The sequence below is a fragment of the Xanthomonas sp. NCPPB 1754 genome, assembly GCF_041475725.2.
Taxonomy (GTDB): domain Bacteria; phylum Pseudomonadota; class Gammaproteobacteria; order Xanthomonadales; family Xanthomonadaceae; genus Xanthomonas; species Xanthomonas euvesicatoria.
In genome coordinates, this window is record NZ_CM192982.1 from 2083804 (window position 1) to 2099154 (window position 15351).

General features: G+C 61.6%; 13 protein-coding genes, 1 tRNA gene and 2 pseudogenes. 5 read left to right on the forward strand and 11 right to left on the reverse strand.

The window, feature by feature from the left end:
• Positions 1-54 precede the first annotated feature (54 nt).
• The 6 genes from ACCQ15_RS09265 to amaB form a co-directional block, all read right to left on the reverse strand.
• Positions 55-966: a DMT family transporter gene (locus ACCQ15_RS09265; RefSeq protein ID WP_029819248.1), complete on the reverse strand. Its 912-nt coding sequence runs from the start codon at positions 964-966 to the stop codon at positions 55-57.
• Positions 960-2012 carry a UDP-N-acetylmuramate dehydrogenase gene (gene murB / locus ACCQ15_RS09270; RefSeq protein ID WP_218561283.1) on the reverse strand — a complete coding sequence of 351 codons (1053 nt, stop codon included), beginning with the start codon at positions 2010-2012 and terminating at the stop codon, positions 960-962. Before murB ends, ACCQ15_RS09265 begins: the two co-directional genes overlap by 7 nt.
• Entirely contained in the window at positions 2009-3064 is a 1056-nt protein-coding gene (locus ACCQ15_RS09275) for a quinone-dependent dihydroorotate dehydrogenase (RefSeq protein WP_014090028.1), read from the reverse strand. Before ACCQ15_RS09275 ends, murB begins: the two co-directional genes overlap by 4 nt.
• A 5-nt stretch (positions 3065-3069) precedes the next feature.
• On the reverse strand, positions 3070-3837 hold the full coding sequence (locus tag ACCQ15_RS09280; RefSeq protein WP_008571242.1) for a class I SAM-dependent methyltransferase: 768 nt from the start codon (positions 3835-3837) through the stop codon (positions 3070-3072).
• Positions 3838-3839: 2 nt separating this feature from the next.
• Positions 3840-4124 (reverse strand): DUF4190 domain-containing protein, encoded by a 285-nt coding sequence (locus ACCQ15_RS09285; RefSeq protein WP_011347158.1) that lies wholly within the window; start codon positions 4122-4124, stop codon positions 3840-3842.
• 494 nt (positions 4125-4618) lie between these two features.
• Positions 4619-6151: an L-piperidine-6-carboxylate dehydrogenase gene (amaB, locus tag ACCQ15_RS09290; protein WP_104540491.1), complete on the reverse strand. Its 1533-nt coding sequence runs from the start codon at positions 6149-6151 to the stop codon at positions 4619-4621.
• Between the two features lie 490 nt (positions 6152-6641).
• On the opposite strand from amaB, the gene ACCQ15_RS09295 reads away from it, so the two are divergent.
• A complete protein-coding gene (locus tag ACCQ15_RS09295) occupies positions 6642-6992 on the forward strand; it encodes a hypothetical protein (protein WP_005924468.1) in 351 nt (116 codons plus the stop codon).
• Positions 6993-7066: 74 nt separating this feature from the next.
• A complete protein-coding gene (locus ACCQ15_RS09300) occupies positions 7067-8080 on the forward strand; it encodes a hypothetical protein (protein WP_372156605.1) in 1014 nt (337 codons plus the stop codon).
• Here ACCQ15_RS09300 and ACCQ15_RS09305 read toward each other — a convergent pair.
• Positions 8077-8604: a hypothetical protein gene (locus ACCQ15_RS09305; protein WP_126720826.1), complete on the reverse strand. Its 528-nt coding sequence runs from the start codon at positions 8602-8604 to the stop codon at positions 8077-8079. The two genes, ACCQ15_RS09300 and ACCQ15_RS09305, sit on opposite strands and share 4 nt — an antisense overlap.
• Positions 8605-9120: 516 nt before the next feature.
• Here ACCQ15_RS09305 and ACCQ15_RS09310 point away from each other — a divergent pair.
• Positions 9121-10208, forward strand: a protein-coding gene (locus ACCQ15_RS09310; protein WP_506187856.1) for an IS3-like element ISXac2 family transposase whose coding sequence is annotated in 2 segments (ribosomal slippage) — positions 9121-9373 and positions 9373-10208 — 1089 coding nt in all. Because the reading frame shifts where the segments join, the coding sequence is not laid out codon by codon here.
• Positions 10209-10514: 306 nt separating this feature from the next.
• Here ACCQ15_RS09310 and ACCQ15_RS09315 read toward each other — a convergent pair.
• Positions 10515-11602 (reverse strand): IS3-like element ISXac2 family transposase gene (locus ACCQ15_RS09315; RefSeq protein WP_506187856.1). Its coding sequence is split into 2 segments (ribosomal slippage): positions 10515-11350 and positions 11350-11602, totalling 1089 coding nucleotides; the frame shifts between segments, so codons are not numbered across the junction.
• Between the two features lie 69 nt (positions 11603-11671).
• Positions 11672-11989, reverse strand: a pseudogene (locus tag ACCQ15_RS09320) (site-specific integrase); the annotation flags it as partial.
• A 29-nt stretch (positions 11990-12018) separates the two neighbouring features.
• Here ACCQ15_RS09320 and ACCQ15_RS09325 point away from each other — a divergent pair.
• A tRNA-Arg gene (locus ACCQ15_RS09325) sits at positions 12019-12095 on the forward strand.
• Positions 12096-12536: 441 nt separating this feature from the next.
• Here the strand turns inward: ACCQ15_RS09325 and ACCQ15_RS09330 are convergent.
• The gene (locus ACCQ15_RS09330) at positions 12537-13088 is read right to left on the reverse strand and encodes a CPBP family intramembrane glutamic endopeptidase (protein ID WP_029819254.1); all 552 of its coding nucleotides are present in this window, start codon (positions 13086-13088) and stop codon (positions 12537-12539) included.
• A gap of 297 nt (positions 13089-13385) precedes the next feature.
• Positions 13386-14026, reverse strand: a pseudogene (locus ACCQ15_RS09335) (VOC family protein).
• On the opposite strand from ACCQ15_RS09335, the gene ACCQ15_RS09340 reads away from it, so the two are divergent.
• Entirely contained in the window at positions 13934-14815 is an 882-nt protein-coding gene (locus ACCQ15_RS09340) for an AraC family transcriptional regulator (RefSeq protein WP_231503127.1), read from the forward strand. The pseudogene ACCQ15_RS09335 and the gene ACCQ15_RS09340 overlap by 93 nt on opposite strands.
• The last annotated feature ends 536 nt before the right edge of the window (positions 14816-15351 follow it).

The following is a 15351-nucleotide window of genomic DNA, read 5'->3' on the forward strand; positions in this document are numbered from 1 at the left end:
GCGTCCGGACCAGATGTATTCGCGATCATGCCCAGGCAGGTCGGGATGCCGGGTTCACTCGCCCGGCTTGGCGCCTTCCACTGGTGCATGCGTAGCGGCGCGACGCGCCAGCACCGTTTCGCGATGGGCGATATAGACATTGGCGCCGATGATGATGGCCGCACCGATCACGGTGTGGCGTTCGATCGCCTCGCCGAACAGCCACCAACCCAGCAACGCCACCAACGGCAGCTGCATGAAACTGATCGGCTGCAACGCAGAGACTTCGCCCAGCTTGAGTGCGCGCGTCCAGAACAACTGCCCGGCGGTGCCGAAGATGCCGGTGGCCACCAGCCATACCCAGCCGATGCCCTGCGGCCAGTTCCATTGGAACAGCGCCGGAATCAGCGACATCGGCACCCAGAACACGTAGGTGTAGAAGACCACCGTGTCGGAGTCGTCGCTGCGCGAGAGCTGTTTGATCTGGATCGCGACGATGGCGCTGATGACCGCAGCCAACAGCGCAATCAGCAAGCCGGGCGTGAACGTGGACGAGCCGGGTCGCAGGATCACCAGGACGCCGATAAAACCCGCCGCCACCGCCAGCCAGCGCCGCAGCCGGACCTGCTCATGCAGCCACACCACGGCCAGCACGGTGACGAATAAGGGCGTGGAGTAGGAGAGCGAGATGGCCTGCGACAGGGGCAGATGGCCGATCGCCCAAAACCCGCACAGCATCGAGGCCAGGCCGATCAAGGTGCGGGCGAAATACTGCGGCAATTGTCGCGTGCGCGGCAGCGGCTTGCCCGGCCGCACGATCAACGGCAACAACGCCAGCAACCCGAACGCATTGCGAAAAAATGCGATCTCGGTCGTCGCAATCGTGCTCGAGGCCAGGCGGATGGTGATTGCCATCAACCCGAAGGCGAAGGTACTGGTGAGCATCCACAGCGCGGCTCGCCGCGATACCTGTGCTGGGGTCACCAATGCGCCCCGATGATGCGCGGTTCCGGTTCCAGGATCACCGAATAGCGCTCGCGCACCGACTCGGCAATGCGCCGCGCGAAATCCAGCAACTGCGCGCCCGTGGCGGTGCCGTAATTGACCAGCACCAGCGCATGCTCGGGCGACACGCCGGCATCGCCTTCCCGCTTGCCTTTCCAGCCGCATTGCTCGATCAGCCAGGCGGCGGACAATTTGCCCTGGCCGGCCTGCTCGCCCGGATACACCGGCATGTCGGCAAAGCTGGCCTGCAAGGCGGCAATCTGTTCGCTCGGCAGCAATGGGTTCTTGAAGAAGCTGCCCGCATTGCCCAGCACATCCGGGTCCGGCAACTTGCGGCGCCGGATGTTGATCACCGCCTGCGCCACATCGGCCGCGCCCGCCAGTTCGGCGCCCATGCGCGCCAGTTCCTCGCGAATGCCTGCGTAGTCCAGTCGCAGTTCGTGCAGCAGCGGTAGATTGAATTCCACCGCCACGATCAGATAACGCTCGGGCTGCTGCTTGAACACGCTGTCGCGGTAGCCGAACGCGCAATCGGCCGCATCCAGCCGCACGAACTGCTGGCTATGCCGGTCGAAGGCTTCCACCACGTGGATGAAGTCGCCCACCTGCGCGCCGTACGCGCCGATGTTCTGGATCGGGCAGGCGCCCACGGTGCCCGGAATCAGTGCCAGATTTTCCAGCCCCGACAAGCCCTGCTGCAGCGAGTACAGCACCAGCGCATGCCAGTTCACGCCGGCGCCGGCCCGCACGATGGCGTGGTCGGCACGGTGCGCGATGATGGACGTCTGGCGGTTGTCGAAGCACAGCACGCAGCCGGGCGGATCGCCGGCCAGCAAGACATTGCTGCCGCTGCCCAGCACCAGCAACGGTTGTCCGGCGATCTCGGGCGCGGCCAATGCCTGCGGCAATGCCTCGGGCGCGTGGACGTTGAGCAACCAGCGCGCGGTGGCCTCCACATGGAAGGTGTTGAGCGCGCGCAGCGGCGCCTGTTCGCTCAGCTGCCAGCCTGTGTGCACTGCATCGCTCATAACGGCGACACCGCACCGCCGCTGGGTGCTTCGCGACGGCGTCGGATGGCGTTGACGCATTCGCCGATGAGCTGCGGGCCGCGGTACACCAACCCGCTGTAGCACTGCACCAGGCTCGCACCGGCTGCCATCTTGGCCACCGCATCGGCGCCGGAGTTGATGCCGCCCACGCCAATCAACGGAATCGATTCGGGCAGGCGCGCGCGCAGGCGCCGCAGCACCAACGTGGATTGCCCCAGCAGCGGCGCGCCGGACAGACCGCCGGCTTCGGCAGCCAGCGGGTGATTGGCCACCAGTGTGCGTGTCACCGTGGTGTTGGTTGCGATCACGCCATCCACTGCCAGGTCGGCCAGCACGCGTGCGGCGGCATCTATGTCGCGGTCGTTGAGGTCCGGCGCCACCTTGACCAGCATCGGCACCCGTTTGCCGTGTTGCGCGCTTAGCACTTCCTGGGTTTCGCGCAAGTCGGAAATCAGACGGCGCAACGATTGTTCTTCCTGCAACTCGCGCAAGCCTGCAGTATTGGGCGAGGAGATGTTGACCGTGATGTAGTCGGCCAGCGGATACACGCGCTCCATGCAGTAACGGTAGTCACTGGTGGCCTCCTCGTTGGGCGTGTCCTTGTTCTTGCCGATGTTGATGCCGAGCAGGCCTCCCGTGCGGCGTGCGCGCTGCACGTTGGCCACCAGCGCATCCACGCCCAGATTGTTGAAGCCCATGCGGTTGATCACCGCCTGGTATTCCGGCAATCGGAACATGCGTGGCTTCGGGTTGCCCTCCTGCGCGCGCGGCGTCACCGTGCCGATCTCGACAAAGCCGAAGCCCAGCGCAAACAACGCATCGATGTGCTCGCCGTTCTTGTCCAGCCCGGCACCCAGCCCGACCGGGTTGGGGAACATCAGGCCGAAGGCCGGAGTAGGCAGCGGCACCGGGCGCCTGGCCAGCAATGCCGTGGTGCCGGTGCGGTAGGCGGTGTCGATGGAGCGCAACGCCAGCGCGTGGGCGCGCTCGGCATCCAGGGAAAACAGAAAGGGGCGGGCAAGCGAATACATGCGGGTCAGTTCAATCTCCCGGCGAACACGCGGGTTTGGTATTGGAAGTCGATCAGCCCATCGTGCGCATATGCATCGAACAACGTGCGGAGTGCGGCGAGCATCGGGGCATGACGTGGGTCGTGCGCAAGCGGGGCGTACGAGGACGATAGCAGGCGGCCGCGCAAGCTCTCGAAGTCCAGCCGCTGCACGTTCGGAAAGCGCGCCATCGCGCAGAAGCCATCGCCGAACCACGCCTGCATGGTGGCATCGTCTTGATACCGCTCGGCCACTGCGGAATAGTCGGTGCCGTAATCCAGCAGCAACTGCTCGTAGCCGCGCAGGAACGCGGTGCTGTCCAGTTCGCGCGAATTCCAGTACACCACCGCCAGCCCGCCGGGCTGCAGGATGCGCGCCCATTCGGCGTGCACGGCCTGCATGTCGAACCAGTGGAAGGCCTGCGCCGCAGACACCAGGCCCACGCTGGCATCGGCCAGCCCGGTGGCTTCGGCGGTGCCGTCGATCGCCTGAAACTTGGGAAATTCCGCCAACCACTGCAGCGCCGCGTCACGCATGGCCTGGTTGGGCTCCACCGCCGTCACCGCATGCCCGGCTTCCAGAAACAGGCGGCTGGAAATGCCGGTGCCGGCGCCGATGTCGGCCACTGCCGTTGCGGGCGTCACGCCCAGTTCGTCATGCAGCCAACGCAGCAGCTGCGGCGGGTAACTGGGCCGGTAGCGCACATAGGCCGCTACGCGGTCGTTGAAGCGCTGGGCGGAGGAGGGCGTGGCCATGCTCAACTGTTGGCGGCCGCAAGCCAGGCCATGCCGCCAAAGAACAGCAGGAAAAACGCGATTCCCACCACCCAGAGCGCCACCGCCAGCCAGCCCATGATGAGGCCGCCGATGGCCAGGCCGTCGCCGTCCAGACCCTGGGGATTGCGGCGGATTTCCGCGCGGGCCAGATGCCCGGTAATGATGGCGCAGATGCTGCCCAGGAACGGGATCAGCGTCCAGCCGAGAATGCCCGCAACCAGGCTGACGATCGCCATGGCGCTGGTCTGTCGAACGACAACGTTCATCATGAACTCCTTGAAAGGCGGGCAGCCGAAGGCTGGCGTCGCATGATTATCCCAGAGCCGCCGGGCAAAAGGCGTGCCGTTTGCGGCCAAACGTCGTTGCGGGGCTGGTTTTGCGGGCGGGAGCGGCTGAAATGGCTGCTCGTGCGGGTAGGGCGTGGTCATGCCCGTCGAGACGCGTCCTGCCGGACGCTGGCTGTCGGTGGTGCCGAACGGGCGCCATGTGGCCCGGCGGGTTCAAGCCGGGCCGGTGCCACGGGGCGCCTGCGTTGTATCGCCGGCGGACGCTGCGCCCCGTGCAGAGGTGGCGTACGTTGCACAGAGCCGGATCGGCGAACGTCGCCTGCCGCCGCCGGCGCTTCCTGGCTGCCACTGCCGCTGCGATGGCGAGAACCACCGGATTGTGTGCGTCGGCTACGCAGCGCGGGCCGCTGCAACAGGCTCGTTGCGACCATGCGGCGCGCCGAGCATATGCCCGGCGCGCCATGCAATCTCGATCAAAGATCGAACTTGATGCCCTGCGCCAGGGGCAGCGAATCGGAGTAGTTGATGGTGTTGGTCTGACGACGCATATACACCTTCCACGCATCCGAGCCAGACTCGCGCCCGCCGCCGGTTTCCTTCTCGCCGCCGAACGCGCCACCGATCTCCGCACCCGAGGTGCCGATGTTGACGTTGGCGATACCGCAGTCGCTGCCTGCCGCCGACAGGAACTTCTCGGCGGCCTTGAGGTTCTGGGTGAAGATCGACGACGACAGGCCCTGCGGCACGCCGTTCTGCAGCTCGATCGCCTCATCCAGCGTGCTGTACTTCATCACGTACAGGATCGGCGCGAAGGTCTCGTGCTGCACCACTGCGTCGCTGTTCTGCAGCCCCGTGACAATGGCCGGCAGCACGAAGTTGCCCGGGCGATCGATCGCCGTGCCGCCCACTTCGACGGTGCCGCCGGCCGCCTTGGCCTTGGCGATCGAGTCCAGGAACTGCGCAACGGCGCCCTGGCTGTTGAGCGGGCCCATCAGGTTTGCCGGGTCGGTGGGGTCGCCGATCTTGCTGTCGAGCTGCTTGTACGCCTTGACCAGCGTCGCCAGCACGGTGTCATAGATGGAAGTGTGCACGATCAGGCGGCGCGTGGTGGTGCAGCGCTGCCCGGCAGTGCCGACGGCACCGAATACGATGCCCGGGATGGCCAGCTTCAGATCGGCGGTTTCGTCCAGGATGATGGCGTTGTTGCCGCCCAATTCCAGCAGGCAGCGGCCCAGGCGACGGGCGACTTTCTCTGCCACCACGCGGCCAATCTGGGTCGAACCGGTGAAGCTGATCAGCGGCACGCGGGTGTCTTCGACCAGCTTTTCCGACAGCGCCGTGCCGGCATCGTTGATCAGGAAGAAGATGTCCGGGAAGCCGGCGTCCTTCAGTGCCGCGTTGCAGATCTTCATCGTCGCGATCGCGGTCAGCGGCGTCTTGTTGGACGGCTTCCAGATGCAGATATCGCCGCAAATCGCCGCCAAAAACGCATTCCAGGCCCACACCGCCACCGGGAAGTTGAACGCGCTGATGATGCCCACCAGCCCCAGCGGCTGGTACTGCTCGTACATGCGGTGGCCGGGGCGCTCCGAATGCATGGTGTAGCCGTAGAGCATGCGGCTCTGGCCCACGGCAAAGTCAGCGATGTCGATCATCTCCTGCACTTCGCCGTCGCCTTCTGGCTTGCTCTTGCCCATTTCCAGCGCCACCAGCGAACCGAGCGCATCCTTGTGCGCACGCAGCGCCTCGCCGCACAGGCGCACGGCCTCACCGCGACGCGGCGCCGGCGTGGTACGCCACACCTTGAAGGCTGCCTGGGCGCGCCGGACGATCAACTCGTAATCTTCCGGCGTGGTGGCCTGCACCTCGGCGATCACCGCATTGGTGGTCGGATTGAGCGGCTGCAGCACCCCGGCGCCGGTGGCCTGCGACCAGGTCGCCTCGCCAAGATAGGTGCCGGAATTGGACGCAGCGAGGTCGAGCGCCTTGAGCAGGTCAGCGGACATGGGATCTCCTGGAAACAGTGGCGGTCACGGTGGCCGAGCCATCCGCAACACGGTAGCCGGCGATTTTAGCAGGCTCCGCCGGCCACCTACCGGCTTGGCAATCGCAACGATCGTGCGACAATGCCGCCCTTGGCCCCGTAGCTCAGCTGGATAGAGCGTCCCCCTCCTAAGGAAGAGGGGAAATGGAACACTTGCGTCCATCTGATCTAACCTATTGTTTCGTAACGCTCTGCATTTGAATGTATTAGAATGCGATGCAGGACCAGACTCCTTTAAGCACATTCAAGCAGCGCTTGTTCGCCACGGGATTGCCACAGCTTCCAAGGCCGCTTTGACTGCGCTATAAGACGCTTATAGTTGGTCTAAGGACGGCCCATCGCACATGTCTGCAAGCGCGCTTCAAACGCTTCGAGAGTTGTATCCGCAGCGCTATGCACTTCGGCCGGACGAGGTCGCACATGTGCTTCGTGGCCAAAACACGAGAGGGGTCGTGCAGCGCGTGCGCGAAGGCATGCAGTCGGGGCGCTATCCGGGTGCCCGCAAGATCGACGGATTGATCCAGATGCCGCTCGAAGCTTTGGCTGAAATCTTGGATCCAGCGCCCGCACCACAGCCAGTCAACCCGACCATCACACCTTCGATCTCGCGACGCCGATCTGCAATAGGGCCGCGTCTGGGTTTCGTGCGGGCGGCAGGCTTCTGGGAGCAAGTGATGGGGGCCATTGGCGAGCAGGCATTGGCCGATGAGCTGGGGGAGGCTACGGCGCGGGTGCTGAGGGAACTTCGCTATGGGGAGGCGCGCGATAGAGCGCTGCGTCAAAAGGCCGAGCTTTCGCGCTAAAGCTCGGCTCTATGCTTATGGTCCGTAAGCCGCATCCATCGCTCACTAGTTTGTCAATTTTTCAGGAGTGACCTGTGTCGAATCTTTGGGAAGTGTCTGCCGTTGTTGCAATGAGGGATCTGCAATGGCTTTTTGCGAGGGGGAGGGTGTTTCCGGAAGCCGGCCTCAACTTGGCCGGGAATGCTGAGAGTCGCCTCGGCGACTTGGCCCAGCTTATTCGTGGTCGCTTTTTTCTTTTTGAGATCAAGCCAGAAGTAAGCAAATTCAGCTCTGAGTGGAAAGTGAAAAAGCGCGCTGATGGGGTGAGTCGCGCGAAATATGCCTACACGGCAGCAATGAAAATCGCGACGGATCAGGCAGAAGATCCAACAAGTGAGGAGAAGCGGCAGCTAATGTTGAGGTCGCTGCGCTGCCATCATTTTAGCTACTGGTCTACTGATGCAGCCGGCGAAACGCTCAATCGCCTTTGCTTGGAGCCGTATCTGCGCGCAGTGCTGCAAGGAAGCCTGTCTTCTCATGGTCTTGAAGCGCTTTCGAAACAGGTATTTGCTGACTTTCCGCTGGCGATGACACTCGCTAGCGTTAGTCCCAATCAGACCATCAAAGCGTATGCAGTTCGAAAAGCAACAGTGACCGGGGCATTTCGCAAGCGTCTTGGCATTGTCGTTAGGCCACAGGGCGGTGAATCGAGCGAGAATGAAAGTGTTGTTCGCGACTGGCTCCCGCTCGGTTTACCAGTCAAAGAGTTCCAAGGCTATGTCAATCACTTGATGAGTCAGGCCAAGGATGGCGAGGAGCCCATCCACACCATGGCAATTTCAACAGGAGGCTATTGCCGAATTTTGCGTAAGACGAAAGATCTTGCCGCTCTTCTCCAAGAGCTTTCTGCCGTCAAGGTCGCTCCAGCAGCCGATGAGGGTGATGGGTTCGCGGAAATGGATGAAAATTCGCCTCTGCGTCCACTGATGCGTGTTGATGGCGAGGTGATCCCTGTTAAACCCTTTGAAGTGTCTTGGGCTGGGCCGAACTTTGATTTTCCTGCTGATTATGGGGGTGTTGGCCGTCCAAGTAACGAGCCTCACGGTTAGGCTTGTGGCGGTATCCAGAAATAATCGCGTGGAAAGTCATTGATGTTGACATCATCAAACCAAGCGTCACGAAGCGCTTCATCGGCGGAGATTTCAGCCGATGCGGGTATCGCTTGGGTCAGTTGACGAAGATAGGTGTGTAGCCACGTCCTGTAACCTGTGCTGCGTGTATGCGCCTGATCATCGGGCCAAGATCGCGCATAAAAGCGAACAGCCATGTCGCCGCAGATTTCTGGAAAAACACGTTTTGGGTCGTCGTTCGTATCGTGCTGGGCAGATCTTTCGTATGCGAGCCGCCAAATCACAGCTCGAATCGTTAGCTCATTTTCAATCAGAGGAGGGGGAGCGTTTTGGTGCTCAGTTGCAATCGATCGATCTGGATCGTGTGCTGGATTGGTATGAATATCGGTCGGTCGCGCCGCTGCGTTGGTGGCTCGGTGATCTGAGTCAATTCGAAGTGCGTGGACTATGGCCTGTTCGACTTCGGCACTATTTTGGTCAGCTTCTAACGTTGAACGGGACATCTGTCGCCTCCGTGTGTGGGGGTGGCCCAGGCGGAGGTCATGGCTTCTGAACTTGCTTCTCGCTTACCTTCTTCCGTGGGGAGGCGGGAAAGTGCTGCAAGCAAAACGCTATTCCAGAATTTTTCTACTTTCATAGTGGCAATTTATCTATCTGGGGTGGAATAACTAATATCCCCCTCTGTTTGAATGTCAAGGGGGCGCTAGATCACATATCGAGGGGAGTGTAAATGACTGTTCTTCGCGAAATTTTCGCTTGGTCGCAAACGTTGCCTACTTGGCAGAGCGATGCTATTGCTAGGTTGTTGGCTCAGAACCAACTGAGTGAGCAAGATGAGGATGATCTGCTTGCTTTGCTCAAAGCGAGTGTCGGCATTGAGGACCCCCAAGGTCGTGTCGCAGTGCCCCTGACTGAGGCACAGATCCCGGTTCAGCCTGGTGTCGGCAGACGGTAATCCCCCCGCCCATTAGCAGACGCCAGAAGTGGAATTTTCTCGTACCCTTTCCCGAGGAGGTTCCATGAAGAAGTCCCGCTTTACCGACAGCCAGATCATCGCCGTGCTCAAGCAGGCCCAGGCCGGTGCGCCCGTGCCGGAGCTGTGCCGCGAGCACGGCATCAGCTCGGCCACGTTCTACAAGTGGCGTAGCAAGTTCGGCGGCATGGACGTGTCCATGGTCGCACGCATGAAGGAGTTGGAGGAGGAGAACCGCCGGCTCAAGAAGATGTACGCCGAGGCGCAGCTCAGTACCGACCTGCTGAAGGAAGCGCTCGCAAAAAAATGGTGAGGCCATCTCAGCGACGCGAGATGGCCCAATCGGCAGTCACGAGCGGGCGCACGAACATCCGCCACGCCTGCCAGACCTTCGCGGTGAGCCAGACCTACTTCCGCTACCAGGCCAAGGCCAGCGAGCAGAACGCCCGGATCGCCGACTGGCTGGTCCGCCTGACGACCGCCCATCGCGACTGGGGCTTTGGCCTGTGCTACCTGTACCTGCGCAACGTGAAGGGCTTTGGCTGGAATCACAAGCGGGTCTACCGGATCTACCGCGAGCTGGAGTTGAACCTGCGGATCAAGCCGAAGAAGCGGCTGGTGCGTGAGCGGCCCGAGCCTCTGGCGGTGCCGGAGGCCATCAACCAGGTCTGGTCGATGGACTTCATGCACGACCAGTTGGCCGACGGCCGCAGCTTCCGGCTGTTCAATGTGCTCGACGACTTCAATCGCGAGGGGCTGGGGATCGAGGTGGATCTGTCGCTGCCGTCAGCCCGGGTGATCCGATCGCTGGAGCAGATCATCGAGTGGCGCGGCAAGCCCGCCGTGATCCGCTGCGACAACGGCCCTGAATACATCAGTGGCGCGTTGCTGTCCTGGGCACAGCGGCTTGGCATCCGGGTCGAGCACATCCAGCCGGGCAAGCCACAGCAGAACGCCTACGTTGAACGCTACAACCGCACCATCCGCTACGCCTGGCTCGCCCGCACCCTGTTCGACACCATCGACCAGGTGCAGGACAAAGCCACCCGCTGGCTATGGACGTACAACCACGAGCGCCCGAATATGGCGCTCGGCGGCATCACGCCTGCCATGAAGTTGGCGATGGCCGCTTAGCTCCACTTCTGGCGACCGCTAGAAGTGGGGGGGTTACCAGACAAGTTCTGGTGCATGAGTTAAAGGACTTGACGCATGTCAACGCCATTGCGCGCAATCAAACGCTGACCATTGCCCCCTCGGGGCTGACGGTCATTTATGGCGATAACGGATCGGGAAAATCAGGTTACACGCGCGTATTAAAGAGGGCTTGTCGTGCGCGTGACCAGCAGGAAACCGTTCACCCAAACGCCAACTTGGAGCACACCGACGGTGAAGTCGCTCAGGCGGTAACCCCCCCACTTCTAGCGGTCGCCAGAAGTGGAGCTAAGCGGCCATCGCCAACTTCATGGCAGGCGTGATGCCGCCGAGCGCCATATTCGGGCGCTCGTGGTTGTACGTCCATAGCCAGCGGGTGGCTTTGTCCTGCACCTGGTCGATGGTGTCGAACAGGGTGCGGGCGAGCCAGGCGTAGCGGATGGTGCGGTTGTAGCGTTCAACGTAGGCGTTCTGCTGTGGCTTGCCCGGCTGGATGTGCTCGACCCGGATGCCAAGCCGCTGTGCCCAGGACAGCAACGCGCCACTGATGTATTCAGGGCCGTTGTCGCAGCGGATCACGGCGGGCTTGCCGCGCCACTCGATGATCTGCTCCAGCGATCGGATCACCCGGGCTGACGGCAGCGACAGATCCACCTCGATCCCCAGCCCCTCGCGATTGAAGTCGTCGAGCACATTGAACAGCCGGAAGCTGCGGCCGTCGGCCAACTGGTCGTGCATGAAGTCCATCGACCAGACCTGGTTGATGGCCTCCGGCACCGCCAGAGGCTCGGGCCGCTCACGCACCAGCCGCTTCTTCGGCTTGATCCGCAGGTTCAACTCCAGCTCGCGGTAGATCCGGTAGACCCGCTTGTGATTCCAGCCAAAGCCCTTCACGTTGCGCAGGTACAGGTAGCACAGGCCAAAGCCCCAGTCGCGATGGGCGGTCGTCAGGCGGACCAGCCAGTCGGCGATCCGGGCGTTCTGCTCGCTGGCCTTGGCCTGGTAGCGGAAGTAGGTCTGGCTCACCGCGAAGGTCTGGCAGGCGTGGCGGATGTTCGTGCGCCCGCTCGTGACTGCCGATTGGGCCATCTCGCGTCGCTGAGATGGCCTCACCATTTTTTTGCGAGCGCTTCCTTCAGCAGGTCGGTACTGAGCTGCGCCTCGGCGTACATCTTCTTGAGCCGGCGGTTCTCCTCCTCCAACTCCTTCATGCGTGCGACCATGGACACGTCCATGCCGCCGAACTTGCTACGCCACTTGTAGAACGTGGCCGAGCTGATGCCGTGCTCGCGGCACAGCTCCGGCACGGGCGCACCGGCCTGGGCCTGCTTGAGCACGGCGATGATCTGGCTGTCGGTAAAGCGGGACTTCTTCATGGAACCTCCTCGGGAAAGGGTACGAGAAAATTCCACTTCTGGCGTCTGCTAATGGGCGGGGGGATTACCGGCATACGGGGTTTGCCGAAGCTCCAAGGAGGCGTGTTCTCGGCGGACATAGGCCTCGGCCATGAGCCGGGCAGCATCAATGTGATGCTCGGTATTCGGGGACGCCTTCGGGTCGATGGGGTAGCGCACCAGTGGGAACTTCAAGACTTGCCCGTTGAGGGACCTTCGGATGCGCGCCTCCCACCTGAGTTGCCCGTCTGTCCGAAGCGTCACGCCCGCCACGGAGCTGATGGCCTGAGAGGCCTTGATGCCGCGTGGGAGCGTGCCGCTGAAGGTCTTGGTGCGCCCAGGCTTGGAGGCTGTTTTGGCTTTGCTCACTTAGCGTCTCCCTGTATCCTTAGACAGATGGCCCCGTGGCACAATTGGATAGCGCGCGTCCCTCCTAAGGACGAGGTTGCTGGTTCGAACCCAGCCGGGGTCACCACTTTTTTGACGATCGGCATGACTAGGCCTTGTCGTTACCACAGACTTGCCACAGTCAAGCCACACTTCCATGCAAAGCCTTGTCCTGCTTGGGTCTTAGTGTAGCGACGTTGTCCCTCCTAAGGGGAAGGTCGCCCGTTCGAATCGGGCCGGGGTCACCAGCAATCGATGGCTGATGTGCAAGATGGGAGAACATTCGTAGGAGTGGTCGGCTGGCATCGAGCAAGTCAACTCTCGCCTCGCCCAGATGGGCCACGGTATCTGGCAAGGTGCTGCTCTGGTCGAGGGCGCCGCCGCTGCCGCGCTTGCTCGCTCGAAGTTGATAGGCCATGCCGCCATGCACGAATGGCAATACCGAGCCCGACGTCGCAGCCGTTGGACATGATCGAACGCTCCAGTGCCGCAGCCTGATTTACCGCGCGGGCATTAACGCATGGGGCGGTCAATACCACCCAAGATAGAGCGTCGTGACGCCCCAGGTATCGACGAGTCCGTGTGCCAGGATGAGCGCCAACAGATTGCGGTTAGAGCGCAGATACGCATAGCCGAATGCTGCGCCGACGATACCCGTCAGCGCGATTCCCGAGATGCCTTGGCTCGCATGCATGGCGCCAAACACGACACCTCCGACAATGGCTGCGGTGAGGCGACCTAGACTGCTGCGCTTGAACAAGGCTTCCAGTTGATGCATCAAAAATGCCCGAAACACCAACTCCTCACCGATGGCTGCGCTGATCCATGCAGAGCCGATTAGCTGCAGTGCAGCCGGTGCGTTATGACGAAGCGCGCCATAGGCGCTGTAGTCGGTCTTCGTGCCTGTCAGGTAGTCGATGAGCGGCTGAAAGATTGGCGTGATGAGAGCGGTGACCAGCAGCACCAGGATAGCTGTCCACCCAACTGTTGGACCAAACCGTTGCCAGCTCAGGCCGCAGGCCCAACGGCTGCGGGTCTCTTGCCACACAAGTGCGGCCCCGATCAGGCCAACCGCTGGCATGCGCCAAGGAAAGGGCAGCCAAGGGAAGTAGGCGAGCGCCATCACCACGAAGATCATCGCCAGCCTGGCGAGTGGATGGCTTAGAACGGACGGGGCATTGCGACTAGCAAGAGCAGACCACTTTGATTGAGACATGTCGACCGGATACGTCACGGGCGTTTGATAGTAGCGAGCTGTCGGTCGGCAAGACCGTGCCAAACGACACGATGACTTTTCAGCACTTGTCTCAGCGCGGACTTGGTATATGCAAGATCGATGCGCACTCCGATCTTTTTTTTTCAGTGATCTCGCCAGCTCTCAAATCGCTTGCCACAATTCCGCTTTATTGCCGTCCGGGTCGATGACCCAGGCAAACAGGCCGAATTCGGACTTCACAATCTTCTCTGACACGCGGCAGCCCGCAGCTTTGAGCTTGGCAATCAGCGACTCCAGGTCGTCGACCCGGTAATTCACGATGAACGGGGCGGTGGTGTTCTCGAATTGGGCGCTTGTTTCGTCCTGAACAGCCCAGGCCAATGCGTTTTCAGCGCCTTCCACACCCGCGCTGGTGTCGAACACTGTGCCTCCCCACGTTTGCACCTCGATCCCCAGCTGCGCCGCGTACCACCGTTGCAATCCAGGCGCGTCCTTGGATTTGATGATGATTCCGCCGATCCCTGTCACTCCGTGCATGTCTGATCCCTTGCCAGCCTTCGTCAGTGGATTGAATGGCAGGCAACGCTGCCAACCCTGATGGAAAATGCATTGCCCACGGGATCAAGATATAGCATCGTCACTGCCGCCACTTGTCGGATCTTGCGCACATGCCGATCAGCGAAACGGTGCCCCTTACCGTGGTCCAGAGCGTGAACCGTGCGCTGGACTACATCGAGGTCAACCTTGCCGGGCAGCTGTCGCTGTCTCTGATCGCAGGTGCGGCTTGTGTTTCGCCGTTCCATTTTCAGCGCATGTTTCGCGCCGTGATGGGCGAAACCCCGCATGCATTCGTGCTGCGCCGACGGCTGGAAAATGCGCTGGGCGATATTTCCCAAGGCAATCGTCAACCTTTGACAGACATCGCGTTGGGTCGGGGATTTTCGTCGTTATCGGATTTTTCCAGGAACTTCCGAAGACACTTTGGATGCTCTCCAAGAAAACTGGATCTGGAGACGTGCCTGGCCGGCCGTCGGCGTGCGCTGGACGACACCTTGGCAGGTGTATCGGGCCTCGGTGGTAGTGCTGCAGACGATGCACAGGAATTTTCGGTCACGCTGCGCGATCTCCCGGAGCGCACGGTCCAGTACCTTCGCGTGCACCGCCCCTTTGAGGAAGGCTCCGTCCAAGCAGCAGCCATGCGCTTGGTGGCATGGGCACGAGACGCCGGCGTCGAGCATCATCAGTGGTTGGGCTACCTCTGGGATCAACCTCGTCTGGCATCTGCAGGGGATTGCCGGTACGACGTCGCGGTGGAGGTCACGCATGGGCGTCATTGCGGTGAGATCGGCGTTTTCCGATTTCCACCCATGAAGGTGGCCGAGGTCGTGATACGGGGAGGACTGGCGCTGGAAATGCGCGCGTTTGGTTGGTTACGCGATACATGGCTGCCTGCCAGCGGATATCTGCCGAAAGACCTGCCAGCGTTCGAGGCATGGTTGGGTCTTCCTTACGCGCACGGTGCCGAGCATTTCGAATTGGCATGTCAAATTCCCATCCGTGTCCCAACTGCGCCGGGCGGATGGGATCAATGACAACGGACTGGGACACCCAGCTCTAGTGAGTCAGATTCAGAAGTGAATTCTTGAAGTTCACAGCGGTCCCAGCGGCCGCATCCTCACCACTTTTCAAGCCTGGCCAGCGGTTTTTGCCGCCGCTTGATCTGCAGCAAGCGGCGCGACGCCCAGCTCGCTGGGCATGAGGCTGTGCATTGTGCTGGCCCCTTGGTCGCGCGGGTTGGCAAGCAAGACTTGTTCGTAGATGGCTGGGGCGTCCGTGTAGATCTGCTGGCCGCGTCGTTGCTCGGTCTAGGCGAATGGGGTAAGCGGTGTGAAGGCACGATTCAGTGCAGGCCCAACTTCAGCGCGATGCGCCTGGGCCACGCATGCGGCGAACGAAGCGAACTAAAGTAGGCCGGCTGATCCCTCAGATCCAATGCGGCATTGCCCACTTCATCAAAATTCAACCAAGTGGCGACGCGCGTAGTCCTTCATATGCCTCACAGGACATCCGAGAGCGCATCCAATTGGCGGCACGATAGAAGACGTTGAGGCCAAAGGTGCTGGCTTTT